General features: G+C 58.3%; 15 protein-coding genes, 1 tRNA gene, 1 pseudogene and 1 riboswitch. Of the genes and pseudogenes, 7 read left to right on the top strand and 10 right to left on the bottom strand.

What is annotated here, in order from left to right; translation table 11 throughout:
- Positions 1–16: 16 nt before the first annotated feature.
- From ACR3E6_RS06010 to petA, 4 genes are all read right to left on the bottom strand, one after another.
- Entirely contained in the window at positions 17–433 is a 417-nt protein-coding gene (locus ACR3E6_RS06010; protein WP_480486281.1) for a nuclear transport factor 2 family protein, read from the bottom strand.
- A gap of 150 nt (positions 434–583) precedes the next feature.
- Complete coding sequence (locus ACR3E6_RS06005) at positions 584–1,369, bottom strand: cytochrome c1 (protein ID WP_171638459.1); 786 nt, start codon at positions 1,367–1,369, stop codon at positions 584–586.
- 17 nt (positions 1,370–1,386) lie between these two features.
- Entirely contained in the window at positions 1,387–2,718 is a 1,332-nt protein-coding gene (petB, locus tag ACR3E6_RS06000) for a cytochrome b (RefSeq protein WP_171638457.1), read from the bottom strand.
- 15 nt (positions 2,719–2,733) lie between these two features.
- Positions 2,734–3,318 carry a ubiquinol-cytochrome c reductase iron-sulfur subunit gene (gene petA, locus ACR3E6_RS05995; protein WP_152459513.1) on the bottom strand — a complete coding sequence of 195 codons (585 nt, stop codon included), beginning with the start codon at positions 3,316–3,318 and terminating at the stop codon, positions 2,734–2,736.
- A 461-nt stretch (positions 3,319–3,779) separates the two neighbouring features.
- On the opposite strand from petA, the gene ACR3E6_RS05990 reads away from it, so the two are divergent.
- Positions 3,780–4,226, top strand: coding sequence for a c-type cytochrome (locus ACR3E6_RS05990; RefSeq protein ID WP_210093607.1), 447 nt, complete (start codon positions 3,780–3,782; stop codon positions 4,224–4,226).
- A gap of 19 nt (positions 4,227–4,245) precedes the next feature.
- On the opposite strand, the gene ACR3E6_RS05985 is transcribed toward ACR3E6_RS05990, so the two are convergent.
- The gene (locus tag ACR3E6_RS05985; protein WP_171638453.1) at positions 4,246–4,857 is read right to left on the bottom strand and encodes an FMN-binding negative transcriptional regulator; all 612 of its coding nucleotides are present in this window, start codon (positions 4,855–4,857) and stop codon (positions 4,246–4,248) included.
- Between the two features lie 54 nt (positions 4,858–4,911).
- Positions 4,912–5,111, top strand: a riboswitch (FMN riboswitch).
- Between the two features lie 119 nt (positions 5,112–5,230).
- Between ACR3E6_RS05985 and ACR3E6_RS05980 the strand changes: the two genes are divergently transcribed.
- The 5 genes from ACR3E6_RS05980 (at position 5,231) to cobO (ending at position 9,173) form a co-directional block, all read left to right on the top strand.
- Positions 5,231–5,671, top strand: coding sequence for a 6,7-dimethyl-8-ribityllumazine synthase (locus ACR3E6_RS05980; RefSeq protein ID WP_210093605.1), 441 nt, complete (start codon positions 5,231–5,233; stop codon positions 5,669–5,671).
- Positions 5,672–5,789: 118 nt separating this feature from the next.
- Positions 5,790–6,890: a chorismate synthase gene (gene aroC / locus ACR3E6_RS05975; protein ID WP_209835144.1), complete on the top strand. Its 1,101-nt coding sequence runs from the start codon at positions 5,790–5,792 to the stop codon at positions 6,888–6,890.
- On the top strand, positions 6,874–7,536 hold the full coding sequence (locus ACR3E6_RS05970) for an HD domain-containing protein (RefSeq protein ID WP_371732305.1): 663 nt from the start codon (positions 6,874–6,876) through the stop codon (positions 7,534–7,536). Before aroC ends, ACR3E6_RS05970 begins: the two co-directional genes overlap by 17 nt.
- A gap of 45 nt (positions 7,537–7,581) precedes the next feature.
- On the top strand, positions 7,582–8,517 hold the full coding sequence (locus ACR3E6_RS05965; RefSeq protein ID WP_171638447.1) for a DMT family transporter: 936 nt from the start codon (positions 7,582–7,584) through the stop codon (positions 8,515–8,517).
- 56 nt (positions 8,518–8,573) lie between these two features.
- A complete protein-coding gene (cobO, locus tag ACR3E6_RS05960) occupies positions 8,574–9,173 on the top strand; it encodes a cob(I)yrinic acid a,c-diamide adenosyltransferase (RefSeq protein WP_171638445.1) in 600 nt (199 codons plus the stop codon).
- Between the two features lie 74 nt (positions 9,174–9,247).
- Here cobO and arsB read toward each other — a convergent pair.
- The 4 genes and pseudogenes from arsB to ACR3E6_RS05940 form a co-directional block, all read right to left on the bottom strand.
- Positions 9,248–10,283: pseudogene (gene arsB / locus ACR3E6_RS05955) on the bottom strand (ACR3 family arsenite efflux transporter).
- Entirely contained in the window at positions 10,280–11,545 is a 1,266-nt protein-coding gene (arsJ, locus tag ACR3E6_RS05950; protein ID WP_480486276.1) for an organoarsenical effux MFS transporter ArsJ, read from the bottom strand. Before arsJ ends, arsB begins: the two are co-directional and overlap by 4 nt.
- Positions 11,542–12,540, bottom strand: a complete 999-nt coding sequence (locus tag ACR3E6_RS05945) for an ArsJ-associated glyceraldehyde-3-phosphate dehydrogenase (protein ID WP_480486275.1) — start codon at positions 12,538–12,540, stop codon at positions 11,542–11,544. Before ACR3E6_RS05945 ends, arsJ begins: the two co-directional genes overlap by 4 nt.
- On the bottom strand, positions 12,537–13,364 hold the full coding sequence (locus ACR3E6_RS05940; protein ID WP_480486273.1) for an arsenate reductase/protein-tyrosine-phosphatase family protein: 828 nt from the start codon (positions 13,362–13,364) through the stop codon (positions 12,537–12,539). The genes ACR3E6_RS05945 and ACR3E6_RS05940 overlap by 4 nt, the downstream gene beginning before the upstream one ends.
- A gap of 235 nt (positions 13,365–13,599) precedes the next feature.
- On the opposite strand from ACR3E6_RS05940, the gene ACR3E6_RS05935 reads away from it, so the two are divergent.
- Positions 13,600–13,675, top strand: a tRNA-Thr gene (locus ACR3E6_RS05935).
- A 62-nt stretch (positions 13,676–13,737) separates the two neighbouring features.
- Here ACR3E6_RS05935 and dxs read toward each other — a convergent pair.
- On the bottom strand, positions 13,738–15,666 hold the full coding sequence (gene dxs, locus ACR3E6_RS05930; RefSeq protein ID WP_171638434.1) for a 1-deoxy-D-xylulose-5-phosphate synthase: 1,929 nt from the start codon (positions 15,664–15,666) through the stop codon (positions 13,738–13,740).
- Positions 15,667–15,674: the final 8 nt, after the last annotated feature.

Raw genomic sequence — 15,674 nt, 5'->3', positions numbered from 1 at the left:
CGGCTGCCGGCGGCATTCATTGCCCGGTCACGGCAGCGAGGGCGGCCGTGTCGTAGAATTCCTGATATTCGCAGACCCGGTCGCCGCAGAACTTGCAAATGACAACGACCGGCGTTTCGACCTTCTGGCCGCTGGCTTTGTGTGTCCAGGCCGTGACGCCCACCCCGACGACCCGGTCGTCCTGGGCTATGGTGTCCTGCAACGTCCAGTGGACCATTTCGAAGGCATCCGTCAATTCCTTCAGATATTGGTGCATCTGACCCTGCCCCTTGCGGGCGCAACTGAAGTCCAGCCCGTTTTTCCCGTCGCCAAGGGACCGGATGCAGATATCGTCGGTCGTGTAGTCGTCCCACATTTTCAGGTTCGAACCCTTGGATTCGTTCCATCTGGAAAAGGCCTCGCGCAGTTTCGCGGCATTCGACAAAGCGTTCATGACAATTCACTCCAAAATGACTTCTACAATGCAACCAGCGTCGTGTTGCACGGGGTTCGCGTCAAGGAACAAGTTGTCGAGCGGTTTCAAAGAAAAAGCCCCGCGCGACGCACGGGGCCTTTTGAATTTCCTTAAACCTACCCTGACGGATCAGGCGGATTTCTTGCCCTTATGCGGAGCCCACAGGCGCTTGTTGACCAGATAGAGAAGCACCGACAGAACGGTGAGGAAAATCACGCCAACAAAGCCGGCGTTCTTGCGCTCCATCATCTTCGGCTCGGCCGCCCACATCAGGAACGCCGCGACGTCCTCTGACATGTGTTCGACAGAGTTCGAGTGCCCGTCAGCAAACTCGACCTGTTCATCCGCCAGCGGCGGTGCCATCGAAATCCAGCCGCCGGGGAAGGCTTTGTTTTCGTAGAGGACAGTGCCTGCCTCTTCCTTCTCTTCACCAGTATAGCCGTCCAGCAGTGAGGCGATGTACTCGGCTCCGCCCATGCCTTTGACCAGCTGATTGATGCCCAGACCGTAAGGTCCGTGGAAGCCCGCGCGGGCCTTGGCCATCAGGCTCAGGTCCGGTGCGCCGACACCGTTGTTGGCCGGGAAGTGGTCAGTCGGAATCGCCGGGCGGAAATCGTCCAGCTCGGGGTCGAACACTTCGAAGTTGCCCGCTGCATAAGCGATAACTTCTTCTTCCGAATAGCCCAGCGCTTCCAGATCGCGCAGAGGCACATATTGCAGACCGTGGCAGGCTGCGCAGACCTCGGTATAGATCTGCAGGCCGCGCTGCAGCTGATGCTGGTCCCAGGTACCGAAGGGACCTTCGAACGAGAAGTCGAAGTCTTCGATATGCTGCTCACCCCCACCTGCTGCAATGGATGCAACAGGGGTCAGGGCCAAGGCAAACGCGGCGCCGATTGCAAGTTTCTTGAACATGTTTCCGGTCCCTCTTCTTACTCGGCCGGCGTGGCTTTGGCGTCAGCCTTGCCATAATGCGCGTTGAAGTCTTCTTCGATGGTCTCGGGCTGTGCCAGAGGCTTCTCGATCACTCCGAGGATCGGCAGGATCACGAAGAAATAGGCGAACCAGTAGGCGGACGCGATCAGCGAGAAGGTCGCATAGGGCTCTTCCGCGGGCATCGCACCCAGCCACATCAGGGCAAAGAAGTCGATGACCAGCAGGTAGAACCACCATTTGAACATCGGACGGTACTTGCCCGAACGCACGTTCGAGGTGTCCAGCCAGGGCGCCAGCGCCATGGCCAGGATCGCACCGAACATCGCCAGAACACCGAAGAACTTGGCATCAATGATACCGCCGGTGATGAAGCTGGCGAATTGAACGACCCAGACCTCACCGGTGAACGCGCGTAGGATCGCGTAGAACGGCAGGAAGTACCATTCGGGAACGATGTGTGCAGGTGTCACCAGAGGGTTGGCTTCGATGTAGTTGTCCGGGTGGCCCAGATAGTTCGGCATAAAGCCCACGACGGCCCAGAACACGACCAGGATCACGGCCAGGGCGAAGAGATCCTTGATCACGAAGTACGGCCAGAACGGCAGCGTGTCTTTCTCGGCCTCAGCTTTCGAGCCCCGGCGCACTTCAACACCTGTCGGGTTGTTGTTGCCGGTGGTGTGGAAGGCCCAGATATGCACCACAACCAATGCCGCAATGATAAACGGCAGCAGATAGTGCAACGAGAAGAAGCGGTTCAGCGTGGCGTTATCCACCGCCGGTCCGCCCAGCAGCCAGGTCTGCAGCGCATCACCGACAAACGGGATGGCGCCAAACAGGCCGGTGATCACGGTCGCACCCCAGAAGGACATCTGACCCCAGGGCAGAACATAGCCCATGAAGGCGGTGCCCATCATCATCAGATAGATCAGCATACCGATGATCCACGTGATCTCACGCGGGGCTTTGTACGAGCCGTAGAACAGGCCGCGGAACATGTGGATGTAAACCGCCACAAAGAACAGCGACGCGCCATTCATGTGCAGATAGCGGATAAAGTGACCGCCATTCACGTTGCGCATGATGTGCTCGATGCTGGCAAAGGCCAGATCGACATGCGGGGTATAGTGCATCACCAAAACGATACCGGTGATGATTTGCAGCGCCAGGCAGAACGCCAGAACGATGCCCCAGATCCACCACCAGTTCAGGTTCTTGGGGGTCGGGATCATAAGGGTATCGTACAGCAGGCCGACAATCGGCAGGCGGCTGTTCAGCCACTTCTCGCCGTTTGTCTTCGGCTCGTAATGATCGTGGGGAATTCCGGACATAAGTTTGGGTCTCCCTTAGCCGAGTTTGATTGTGCTGTTGTCCACCCATTCTGCGGGCGGGACAGGCAGGTTCTCAGGCGCGGGGCCTTTACGGATACGACCGGCGAGGTCGTAGTGCGAGCCGTGGCACGGGCAGAACCAGCCACCGAAGTCGCCGGCATCCCCCAGAGGCACACAGCCGAGGTGCGTACAAACGCCCATCTGAACGATCCAAGCACCCGGCGCTTCGCCTTCCGGTGACGGCATGACACGGTTTGCGTCAGTCGCAGGCGCATCTGCGCTCAGGTTGAAGTTGCGTGCCAGCGGATCTGGCAGCGCATCAACACCTTCGGCGTCCTGTTCCTGGGCTTCCTGAATCTCGGCACCGGTGCGGTGACGGACAAAAACGGGTTTTCCCAGCCATTTTACCGTCAGTTGCGTGCCCGGCTCGACGCCGCTCACATCCACACGGATCGAGGACAGCGCCTGAACGTCTGCCGACGGGTTCATTTGGTTGATCAGTGGCCATACGGCTGCACCCGTTGCAACGACACCTGCGCCGCCAGCGACGTAGTACAGGAAATCTCTGCGGGTGCCTTCGTGGTCTTCTGCGTGGGACACGAGGTTATCTCCGATTATCTGGCGCCCGCGGACGGGCAAATAGCTCGCGCACCGCACGAATGCGGTGTCTTAACCGCGCTTACTATCGGGGAGAATAGTGTTCGTCCAGCGTTCATAAACGCGCAATACGCCGCATGTGTCCCTTCATGCACGTGACGAGGGGCTTTTTTTGGTGATTCTCGTCCGCAACTTTGCCTGCGACTTCGAATCAACGGGGGTTGATTCGAACTTCGAACTCAGTTTTGCAGGCGAAATCCAGACCGATTCTGACCACCAGCCGGCCAATCATTTGAGAGCGTATTCTTGACAATCAGCATCGCGAAGCAGCGATTGTCTGCTGGGTAAATCATATTTGCCAAATAGATGATTTAAATCGAAAATTGAGCGCAATTACACAGTTGCACTTTTTGCGTGAATACCGGACAGCGCAAAAACGCGCGAACTCCTGCAAGGAGACCCCAATGTCAAAAATCACCCTGGCCACTGCGATACTCACATTGGCCCTGTCCTCGCAAACACTTGCGGCAGGTGATCCAACGAAAGGCGAGGCGATGTACAACCGCTGTTCATCGTGTCATGCGATCATCAAGGACGGCGAAGTACTGGTCAAAGGCGGAATCACCGGCCCGAATCTCTATGGTGTCGTCGGACGTGTCGCCGGGTCCGAAAATGACTATCGCTACGGCAGCGAGCGCCTGCCGGTCGGTATGTTCACCGATGACATGATCCGTGCCGGCGAAGAAGGTCTGATCTGGACCGAAGAAAACATTGCCGCCTATTCCAAAGACCCCATCGGTTTCATCAAAGAGTATCTGGATGACGAAACCGCCCGCCCGAACATGAGCGTCAAGCTCAGGAAAGGCGCGGAAGATATCGCCGCCTATCTGGCAACTTTCAGTTCCGAGTAATCCTGTTTCCCGGTGCTGGTTACGCCTTGTGCATCAAGGCGGCCAGCTGACCGGTTTCACTGCCAAATCCGCCGGGCACTTTGTCGGCAGCAGCGATTCTTGCATCCTCCGGCTTGTTCTGGCCCAGTTTCCAGGTGCCCTGGATATCCTCTACCTGCATCCGGCATGGTACGATCATCCGCATCATTCTGGCCAACGCGTCATCAGACATTTTCCCGGTGACCCATGGCGCTTTGGGCAGCAGTCGATCTTCAAAGAATGCCGTTTGTCGATCCAGCAAATCACGCAGCTCGTCCTGCGGGCGCAGTTCAAGCCGTCCGGTCAGGTGCACGGCAACATAGTTCCAAGTCGGAACCTGATCGGCGACACCGTACCAGTCGGGCGAGACATAGCCATCAGGCCCCTGCACCGCGATCCTGACCTCTTTCGGCCCGTGCAGCATACGGACAATCGGGTTTGATCGCACCAGATGAAGATCGACCACCGCACCGTCCTCAGACAGCAGAAAGGGCACGTGACTGATCAATGGCGCGCCGTCGCCGGAAATCGCCAGAACGCCAAAAGCCCGGTCGCGGGCGAATTCAATATGACGCGCACGATCCTCGGCGCGGAAGGCTGGATTTGGGTGCATGGGCGACCTCCTGCCAAATCTCTTGCAGATGGGGTTGGTTCTTGGCAAGGTCTGCCTCGTTCTCAGGGCGGGGTGGAATTCCCCACCGGCGGTATGCGGGCCATGACCCGTAAGCCCGCGAGCGGCTCTGCCGTGTCCACGATCCGAAAGGCAGGAGCCGGTATTCGGACAAAGTGTGGAACCACGAAAGAGTGTCAGCAGATCTGGTGAGAGGCCAGAGCCGACGGTCAAAGTCCGGATGGAAGAGAACGTGCAAGTCGTGCCGGTGAACCGGCGCGCCTGCTCGTGATCGCCTTGGGTGACGTGTCATGCCGGGCTGGCAGCAAAGGTTTTCGCGACCGCCAGCAGGCCACCGAACTGAAAGGAGATCACGATGACACACACCCGCTATGCTTTTGTCAAAGCCAACTGGCATTCCGACATCGTCGACCGCGCGCTGGACGGGTTTCTTGAACTGATCCCGGCCGATCAGGTCGATGTTTTCGACGTTCCCGGCGCGTTCGAGATGCCGCTGCTGGCCCGCGATCTGGCCCAAACCGGCCGCTACGCGGCTGTCGCCTGCGCCGCATTTGTCGTGGATGGCGGCATTTACCGGCACGACTTCGTGGCGCAGGCCGTCGTGGACGGGTTGATGCGCGCCGGCATGGATACCGGCGTACCGGTCCTGTCCGTCTCCCTGACGCCGCACCAGTATCAGGAAACCGATCATCACAACGCCATCTACCGCGCGCATTTTGTTGAGAAAGGCCGCGAAGCCGCACAAGCTGCGCTGAAAATCACAGCGACCCGAACGGCGCTGACGCAGGCCGCCTGATCTTCATCTTCTCAAAACTACTCATTCGCGCCACCGCAAGGTGGCGCGCACCAATTCGCAAATCCCCTTGAGGCTCACGGCGCTCCCCGCTAATCACGATCCCAAAGGAGCCCGCCCCATGTCGATGAACAGTTTTGGCCATCTATTCCGTGTCACCACCTGGGGTGAAAGCCATGGACCCGCCTTGGGTGCCACTGTTGACGGCTGTCCGCCGGGTGTCGCGATCGACGAGACCATGATCCAGCACTGGCTGGACAAGCGCAAACCGGGGCAGAACAAGTTCACCACCCAGCGGCGCGAACCCGATCAGGTGAAAATCCTGTCTGGTGTGTTCGAAGGGCAGACCACCGGAACGCCTGTGCAACTGATGATCGAGAACACCGATCAGCGCTCGAAAGACTATGGCGATATCATGGAAAAGTTCCGCCCGGGGCACGCCGATATCACCTATTGGCAGAAGTACGGGATCCGGGATTATCGCGGCGGCGGGCGGAGTTCTGCACGCGAAACAGCATCACGTGTTGCTGCGGGTGGATTGGCGCGTGAAGCGATCAAACAGATTGCGCCCAACGTGCAGATCACCGGATACATGACCCAGATCGGGCCGCATAAGATCGAGCGCGACAATTTCGACTGGTCCCAGATCGAGCAGAACCCGTTCTGGACACCGGATGCGCAAGCCGCCGAGAAGTGGGCCACCTATCTGGACGATCTGCGCAAGTCCGGCAACTCGGTTGGCGCAATTGTCGAAGTTGTGGCGCGTGGCGTGCCCGCAGGGCTTGGCGCGCCGGTTTATGCCAAGTTAGACACTGATCTAGCCGCTGCGATGATGTCGATCAACGCGGTGAAAGGCGTCGAAATCGGCGAAGGCATGGCCGCGGCTGAACTGACGGGCGAGGCCAACGCGGATGAGATTTTCATGGGCCAGAATGGCCCACAATACAGCTCGAACCATGCGGGCGGGATTCTGGGCGGCATCTCAACCGGACAGGACATCGTCGTTCGCTTTGCGGTCAAGCCGACCTCGTCTATTCTGACCACACGCAAAACCATCACCAAATCAGGCGAAGAGACCGAGATCATCACCAAGGGCCGTCACGACCCTTGTGTTGGTATTCGAGCGGTCCCGGTAGGAGAGGCGATGATGGCCTGCGTGATCCTCGACCACCTGCTCTTGCATCGCGGCCAGATCGGAGAGAACCGTGGACGGATCGGCTGATCTGCGCTCCCGCCTGCGGGCTGTGGTCGCACATCGCATGGAAACGGATCCGGCCCATGATCTGGCCCATCTGGATCGTGTTTGGACCAACGCCCGGGCCATCGCAGATGATCAAACCGATATGTCCGTGCTGCTGGCCGCAAGTTACCTGCACGATCTTGTGAATCTGCCCAAGGACGATCCCGCCCGGCATCTTGCCTCGCGCAGATCCGCAGCTGAATCAGAGCCTATTCTTAAGGAAATCGGGTTTGAGGCCGATCAGGTCCGTGCGATCCAGCACGCGATCGAAGCCCATAGTTTTTCGGCCGATATCCCCCCTGAAACGATCGAGGCACGCATTCTGCGCGATGCGGACCGCCTTGACGCCCTAGGCGCCATCGGTATCGCCCGCAACTTTTCCGTTTCCGGAGCCTTGGGGCGTACTCTTTACGATCCGGCGGACCCTTTTGCCCAAGCCCGGCCACTGGATGACCTTCATTTCTCGCTCGACCACTGGAAGGTGAAACTTCTGCGCCTGCCAGGTGACATGTTGACCGAAACCGGAAGGCGGATTGCAGAACAACGCACCGCGCGCATGATCCGCTTTCTTGAAGAATTCGCCGAAGAGATCGGCTGTTCCTTGCCGCAATCCTGGGTGAATTGCTGAATCCACCCGTTGATCTTTGCCCGTCAAAGACGCAGGTTCGCGCCGATGACAAAACCCTTAACTTCGCATCGACCTCTGCTTGCCGTAACGCTGAAGCTGTGCGCCTTGTTCCTGTTCACGTCGATGTCCGCGCTGGTCAAAGCACTTTCAGATGAATTCCCGCCGGGCCAATTGGTGTTTTTCCGGTCCCTGTTCGCAATCCCCGTGATCATTCTTTGGCTCATCGCGCGGGGGGAGTTGTCGAAAGGCTTTGTGGTCAAGAAACCCATGGGCCATTTCTGGCGCGGTGTTCTGGGGACAAGCGCCATGGGTCTTACCTTTACCGGCCTCAGCCTGTTGCCCCTGCCGGAAGTTACTGCCATCGGCTATGCGACACCGATCTTCACCCTGATTCTGGCCGCCGTCATGCTGGGCGAACGGATTCGGCTTATCCGTATCGGCGCTGTGGCTTTGGGTCTGCTGGGCGTCCTGATCATGATATGGCCACGTATTGGCACCACCAAGATGGAACTCGCCGCCACCATCGGCGCGTTATGCGTGTTGGGCGCAACCCTCGCCCGTGCCTTCGTTCAGATCCATATCCGGCAATTGGTCAAGGTCGATCACCCTGCGGCCATCGTGTTCTATTTCTCGATGACCGCGACGCTCCTGTCCGCTCTGACAGCATTCTGGGGATGGACGATGCCCACCTGGAATCAGGCTCTGATCATGGTCATGATGGGGCTGATCGGCGGCGTCGCGCAGATTTTGGTCACATCTTCCTATCGGTTTGGCCAGGCCTCGATGCTGGCGCCTTATGACTATGCAACCATGCTTTTTGCGATCGTGATCGGCTATGTCTGGTTCGACGAACTGCCAACGATTGCAATCCTGATCGGGGCCGCGCTGGTGATTGCAGGCAATGTTGTCGTCATCTGGCGCGAACACCAGTTGGGGCTGGAGCGCGGCAAGGTCCGGTCGGTTACAGACCCCAAAGCATGACTTTACCTTTTGCAATCTTCCCCTAGGTTGGGCCGAACAGTCAAAGAGGTTCCCAAATGAGCGACGCGCAGGATCACAAGGAAAAGATGCAGAAGGTGCAGGCCCAGCACCGCAAGAAAGTGTCCGAGGCCGTGGATCCAGGCCGCGGTCTGGTCCTGATCAATACCGGCAAGGGCAAGGGCAAGTCCTCGGCCGCGTTCGGCGTGGTCATTCGTGCCTTGGGCTGGGGCCAGAAGGTTGCTGTGGTGCAGTTCATCAAGGGCAAGTGGAAAACCGGCGAGCGCCGTTTCTTCGAAGAGCGCGATCTGGTGACATGGCATACGATGGGCGAAGGTTTTACCTGGGACACACAGGACCGGGAACGCGATATTGCGGCTGCCAATGCCGCCTTTGACAAGGCCCGCGCCCTGATGTCCAGCGGCGAATACGATCTGGTTGTGCTGGACGAGATCAACATCGCCCTGCGTTACGAATACCTGTCGGTCGAACAGGTCATCGAAGGTTTGAACACGCGTTCGGAAAAGACCAGCGTATTCCTGACTGGTCGCGACGCGCCGAACGCGCTGCGTGACTATGCTGATCTGGTCACGGAAATGACCGAGGAGAAACACCCGTTCCAAGCGGGCATCAAAGCACAGCGCGGCGTGGATTTCTGAAGCAACGTTTCTGCAAGGCTGGCGGTGCATAGCCGCCAGTTCCGATTATCGCCCTGCTGCGTTGACCGATTCTGTCATGTCGCAGGTTCCGGGAAACGCTGGCGTGTTCGGTTGGCGAAAGCCACAAGCGACAGCATCACCGGTACTTCGACCAGGACCCCCACGACCGTCGCCAGTGCCGCGCCGGAATGAAGACCGAACAAGCTGATTGCGACGGCAACGGCCAGTTCAAAAAAGTTCGATGTCCCGATCATGGCACAGGGCGCTGCGATCCGGTGGGGAACCTTCAGCGCATAAGCGGCGCCATAGGCAATGGCAAAAATCCCATAGCTTTGGATCAGAATGGGAACGGCGATCAGAACGATGACCGTAGGTTTCGCCAGAATGGTCTGACCTTGCAGGCCGAACAAGATGACCACGGTTGCAATCAATCCCATGACGGACCACAGTTTCACCCGCGAAGAAAAGGCTTCTATCGCTTGTTTAGAGCCTAATCTGCGGCGGGTGATCAACCCGGCGGGTGATCAACCCGGCGGCAAGCGGCAGCACCACATAAAGGACCGTGGCCAAGACCAAAGTCTGCCACGGCACTTCGATGTCGGTGACATCCAGCAAAAAGGCCACGATCGGCGCAAATGCCACGACCATGATCAGATCATTGACCGAGACCTGAACCAGCGTGTAAGTCGCGTCGCCTCTGGTAAGCTGCGACCACACAAACACCATGGCGGTGCAAGGGGCGGCCCCCAGCAGGATCAGACCGGCAGTGTATTGCGCGGCATCTTCGGGCGCGATCCAGGGTGCGAAGACATAGTCGAAAAACAGGACGGCCAGCAGTGCCATGGTGAAAGGCTTTATCAGCCAGTTCACTACCAGCGTCACAATCAGACCACGTGGCTGGCGGGCGATTCCGGCGACTGCGCCGAAATCGACGTTGACCATCATCGGGTAAACCATTGCCCAGATCAGCACCGCCACCACCAGATTGACGCTGGCGATTTCGGCGCTTGCCACCAGGTGCACCAGCCCCGGCGCGGCCAGCCCGATCAGGACGCCACCGATCATCGCAAGTGCAACCCAGATCGTGAGATACCGTTCAAAAATGCTCATGACAGCGCCTCAGTCGTTTGATCCGTAAGTTTGCCAGAGGTCAGCGCGGCAAGCCCGACCATCACGGCCGCCGTGCCCAGCACCATGGGCAGCCCTCCGACCTGATAGGTCAGGCCAGACAAGACGGTGCCGGCCAACCGCCCCGTCGCATTTGCCATGTAGTAAAAGCCGACATCCATCGTCACACGCTCGGACCGGGTGAAGGCAAGAATCAGATAGGAATGCAGCGATGAATTGACCGCGAAGATCGCACCAAAGACCAAAAGCCCGACGACCAGTGTCAGGGTCAGCCGGGTCTCGGGCCCATTTGACAGCAAAACTGCCAGTGTCAGAGCCGCAGGAACGCAGAACAGGATCGCCGCCCAGCTGCGTGCGGCACGGATCAGATCACCTTCGGTTCGATCTGACGCACGAAGAATCCTTGGCGCGTTGGCCTGCACGGCGCCATAGAGGATAATCCACACCGCCATGAATGTTCCGATCATGAAGAACGCGGCCCGATTGCCCTGTTCGGTGCCATCTGAAAGAACAGCATAGAAATAGATCGGGATGCCGACCACGAACCAGACGTCCCGCGCGCCGAACAGGAAGACACGCGCCGCGGACAACCAGTTCACATTTGCGGATTTTGAAAAAACCTCAGAGAACTTTGCGCCCTTGCGCCCCTTCGGCAGGCCCGCTGGCATGAACAGCATCACCGCGACCAAGATCACCGCCAGAACGGCGGCCATGGCAAGCACTGCCGGAAGGAAGCCCAGTGTTGCAAGCATGGCGGCACCCAACAGGAATCCCAGCCCTTTGACCGCGTTTTTCGAACCCGTCAGAACCGCAACCCATCGAAACAACGCGCCTCCTTCGGAAGGAGCCAGCAATTTGACCGCCGATTTCGAAGACATCTTGGCCAGATCCTTGGCTACTCCACTGGCCCCTTGCACGATCATGACAAAAGTGACCGAAGCCGCGACGGTCCAGTTCGGGTTAAGCTGCGTCATGGCGAGCAACGCGACGATCTGCACCCCCAGCCCAGCATAGAGGGTCGAGGTCAACCCGAACCGTGCGGCGATCCAACCGGCGGACAGGTTGGTGACAATCCCGGCGATTTCATAAAGCACAAACAGATAGGCAAGCTGCACCGGTGAAAAGCCCAGGGTGTGAAAGTGCAACAGCACCAACATCCTGAGCGCCCCGTCGGTCAGCATGAAGGCCCAATAGGCAGCCGTGACCGCGATATAAGCCGACAGTCCTTCGGGGCGTTGCGTCACAATGATGCCCCGACCATCAGCGCGACATCCACCAGCCGATGCGCATAACCCATCTCGTTGTCGTACCACGCATAGATTTTCACCTGCGTCCCGTTCACAACCATGGTCGAGGGCGCATCGATGATCGAAGAGCGTTCGTCATTGGTGTAATCGGTGGACACCAGCGGGCGCGTCTCATAGCCCAGAATGCCCTTCAGTTCGCCTTCGGCAGCGGTTTTGAAGAAGGCGTTGACCTCTTCAACCGTGGTTTCACGCTCAACCTCGAACACGCAATCGGTCAACGAGGCGTTCAGCAACGGCACCCGAACCGCATGGCCGTTCAGACGACCTTTGAGTTCCGGATAGATCAGAGTGATGGCCGTGGCCGACCCGGTCGTGGTCGGGATCAAAGAGTTCAGGGCAGAGCGAGCGCGCCTGAGATCCTTGGCAGGCCGATCCACAATTGTCTGCGTGTTGGTTACGTCGTGAATCGTCGTCATTGATCCATGGCGGATGCCCAGGTTTTCGTGAACGACCTTCACGACAGGCGCAAGACAGTTTGTCGTGCACGAGGCCGCCGTCACGATCCTGTGCGCCGCGGGGTCGTAGGTTCCGTCATTCACACCCATGACGATATTGGCCGTCGGCCCGTCCTTGACCGGAGCAGAGACAACAACCTTCTTCACCCCAGCGTCAAAATACGGTGCCAGCTTCGCTTCGGTCTTGAACACGCCGGTGCAGTCGATCACCACGTCAACACCGTCCAGCGGCAACGCGCTCAGGTCTTTTGTGCCAACGAACGGCAGGCGGGTACCGTTGACCGTGATGCCGTCTGCATCATGGTCGAATTCCGCCTCCCAGCGCCCATGCACGGTGTCGAACTCCAGCAGATGCGCATGCATCTCGGGATCACCGACGGCATCGTTGATCCAGGCTATCTTTGCGCCTTTTTCAAGCAAGGGCTTCAGGGCCAGTTTTCCCATACGGCCAAGGCCGTTTAGTGCGTAGGTGGTCATTTCGTTTCCTCGATAGGCGTACGCCCGATTTCATCGACGGCGGATTGCAATGCGATCCGGTCAAGGCTTTCGACCGGCAATGACGAAAAGGCCTGAATCCGGCGCTTCAGTGCACCATAGGCGGTTTGAAAGGCCAGGCTTTTCTCGGCGTCGGTACCTTCGGCCTTGACCGGATCTTCCACGCCCCAATGGCCACTTATCGGTTGACCCTCCCAAGCCGGGCATTCCTCGTTGGCGGCCTGATTGCAGACAGTAAAGACAAAATCCATGACGGGCGCGTCCGGCGCCGAAAACTCGGACAGATTCTTCGGCCGCAGGCCCGAGATATCGAGCCCCTTGTCGTGCAGAATCTGCACCGCAAAGGGATTGAGTTCTGAACTGGGCCGCGTCCCGGCCGAATAGACGTTGAACCGGTCGCCGCCGATCTGTCGCAGCAAGGATTCGGCAAAAATCGAACGGGCCGAGTTGCCGGAACAAATGAACAGCACATTGACCTTTCGGTTCGTCGCGGTGTCTTTGGGAAAGGGCATGCAGATATCCGGACGGCCACGGCAGCAATCCACGATCAGGAAATCCAGCATCTGCTGCACAGTTTTCATTTCAATCGAATAGAGCAGAGACGTCCCGGATCGTTCCTGTTTCACCAATCCCGACCGCTGCAATGCATTCAGGTAGTTCGACATGGTACTGGGTTTGATATCCAGCTCCGCTGCCAGCTCGCCCGCGGGAACCCTGTCAGGAAACCGTCGCATCAACATGCGAAACACGGTGATGCGCTGCGGGTGGCCAAGGATGGTAAACTGATCGATTATCTTTTCTATCATATTTCATGAATTATTAAAATAAAGAAGATGGGTCAATTTTATTCCGCATCGTCACAAAAAATTCACGGATCAGAGCGCCAATTTGAAAGACTGGCCGCAGGCTTTCGGTTCACAACTCGAGGCCCAGCCGTGCTGAGCAACGTCAAAACGGTTACGACCGGGCTTGCAGGCGCCAGACTGACGGTTTAAACGAAGCTTCGCATCCGGTCATAATCAGTTCCATATGACCTAAGGTGCCGCTGTAGCTCAGCTGGTAGAGCACGTCATTCGTAATGATGGGGTCGGGGGTTCGAGTCCCTTCAGCGGCACCAGATATATCCAGGTCAAACGGAATTCGGCCCTCGCAACCTCCGCTGCCCTGCCGACTGGCGCGCTAAGCGCGTTTCTCTCCGATCGAGGCAACACCCAGAACGTCCAGAACTTTCGCTTCGATATGCTCGGCATTCATGCCGGCCACCGCATACATGTCCGCGGGGCTGGCTTGATCGATGAAAATATCCGGCAAAACCATCGAACGGTATTTCAACCCCCGATCAAATACACCTTCATCTGCCAAAAGTTGAGCGACATGGCTGCCAAAACCGCCAACGGCCCCTTCTTCTATGGTGATCAACGCCTCGTGGCGGGATACCAGATCCAGGATCAGGTCACGGTCAAGAGGTTTGGCAAAACGAGCATCGGCAATCGTGGGCGTTATGCCTTTGGCTGAAAGGGATTCCGCCGCCTTCTGAACCTCTGCCAGACGTGTACCGAATGAAAGCAAAGCCACCCGCGCACCTTCCCGGATAACGCGGCCCTTGCCGATCTCCAGAACCTCGCCGCGTTCGGGCAAGTCCACCCCGACACCTTCGCCGCGCGGATAGCGGAACGCAATGGGGCCTTCGTCATGCGCGGCGGCGGTCGCCACCATATGCATCAGCTCGGCCTCGTCTGCGGCAGCCATGACGACCATACCGGGCAGGTTGGCCAAATAGGCAATGTCGAACGACCCCGCATGGGTGGCGCCGTCAGCACCGACCAAACCTGCCCGGTCGATTGCAAAACGTACGGGCAGGCGCTGAATCGCCACGTCATGTACCACCTGGTCGTAACCACGCTGCAGAAAGGTCGAATACATTGCGCAAAACGGCTTCATTCCTCCTGCGGCAAGCGCAGCCGAAAACGTCACGCCGTGCTGTTCGGCAATCGCCACATCAAAGCAACGTGACGGATAGCGCTCGGCGAACAGGTTGAGGCCAGTTCCGTCGGGCATCGCAGCAGTAACGGCAACGATCTTGTCGTCACGCGCGGCCTCATCCACCAGCGCCTTGCCGAATACAGACGTATAAGAGGGCGCGTTTGAAGGTGCCTTCTTTTGCTCCCCAGTAACCACATCGAACTTGGCCGTGGCATGGCCTTTGTCGCGGGCTTGTTCGGCGGGGGCATACCCCTTGCCTTTTTTCGTCAATACATGGATCAGAATCGGCCCGGTTGCCCGTGCTTTGACCGTACGCAGAACAGGCAGCAGCTGGTCCATGTCATGGCCATCTATCGGGCCGAGATAGGAAAACCCAAGCTCTTCGAACAGCGTGCCGCCCACCGCCATGCCTTTCAGCATCTCCTTGGCGCGCTTGGCACCCTCCCGGAATGGCTCGGGCAGCAATGAGACAGCGCCTTTTGCAGCAGCTTTCAGATCGTGAAACGGTTCTTCGGAATAGATACGCGATAAATAGCTGGACAACGCACCAACTGGCGGCGCGATGCTCATCTCGTTGTCGTTCAGAATGACGATCAGACGCTTTTTCAGGTGGCCCGCATTGTTCATCGCCTCAAAGGCCATGCCCGCAGACATCGAACCATCGCCGATCACCGCAATTGCGTCGCCCAGCCCTTCGGGCGTGACACCACCCAGATCCCGTGCGACAGCAAAACCCAAAGCAGCGCTGATCGACGTGCTGGAATGCGCAGCGCCAAATGGATCATAGGGGCTTTCGCTGCGCTTGGTGAAACCGCTGAGGCCATCCTTCATGCGCAATGTGCGGATGCGATCACGTCGTTCGGTCAGGATTTTGTGCGGATAACACTGATGACCCACATCCCAGATGATCTTGTCTCGGGGCGTGTCAAACACAGCGTGCAACGCGGTGGTCAGTTCAACGACACCCAAGCCGGCCCCCAAATGCCCGCCGGTCACGGCAACCGCCGAAATTGTTTCGGCCCGCAACTCCTGTGCGACCTGGTGCAGCTGCGCGTCCGAGAACTGCTTGAGATCCGCTGGGCGGTTCACAAGATCCAGCAAGGGCGTATTGGGGCGGTCAGACATGTGTCGCG

The organism is Ruegeria sp. AL3 (assembly GCF_056536065.1).
Note: the sequence above shows the minus strand (reverse complement) of the source record. Positions and strands in the feature narration are given on the sequence as shown.

Coding starts and splice junctions, on each gene's coding strand:
- dxs (WP_171638434.1), bottom strand. CDS start 15,666: ATGTCTGACCGCCCCAATACGCCCTTGCTGGATCTTGTGAACCGCCCA.
- ACR3E6_RS05985 (WP_171638453.1), bottom strand. CDS start 4,857: ATGCACCCAAATCCAGCCTTCCGCGCCGAGGATCGTGCGCGTCATATT.
- ACR3E6_RS05945 (WP_480486275.1), bottom strand. CDS start 12,540: ATGACCACCTACGCACTAAACGGCCTTGGCCGTATGGGAAAACTGGCC.
- ACR3E6_RS05965 (WP_171638447.1), top strand. CDS start 7,582: ATGACAAAACCCTTAACTTCGCATCGACCTCTGCTTGCCGTAACGCTG.
- petB (WP_171638457.1), bottom strand. CDS start 2,718: ATGTCCGGAATTCCCCACGATCATTACGAGCCGAAGACAAACGGCGAG.
- aroC (WP_209835144.1), top strand. CDS start 5,790: ATGTCGATGAACAGTTTTGGCCATCTATTCCGTGTCACCACCTGGGGT.
- ACR3E6_RS06010 (WP_480486281.1), bottom strand. CDS start 433: ATGAACGCTTTGTCGAATGCCGCGAAACTGCGCGAGGCCTTTTCCAGA.
- ACR3E6_RS06005 (WP_171638459.1), bottom strand. CDS start 1,369: ATGTTCAAGAAACTTGCAATCGGCGCCGCGTTTGCCTTGGCCCTGACC.
- ACR3E6_RS05990 (WP_210093607.1), top strand. CDS start 3,780: ATGTCAAAAATCACCCTGGCCACTGCGATACTCACATTGGCCCTGTCC.
- ACR3E6_RS05940 (WP_480486273.1), bottom strand. CDS start 13,364: ATGATAGAAAAGATAATCGATCAGTTTACCATCCTTGGCCACCCGCAG.
- ACR3E6_RS05980 (WP_210093605.1), top strand. CDS start 5,231: ATGACACACACCCGCTATGCTTTTGTCAAAGCCAACTGGCATTCCGAC.
- cobO (WP_171638445.1), top strand. CDS start 8,574: ATGAGCGACGCGCAGGATCACAAGGAAAAGATGCAGAAGGTGCAGGCC.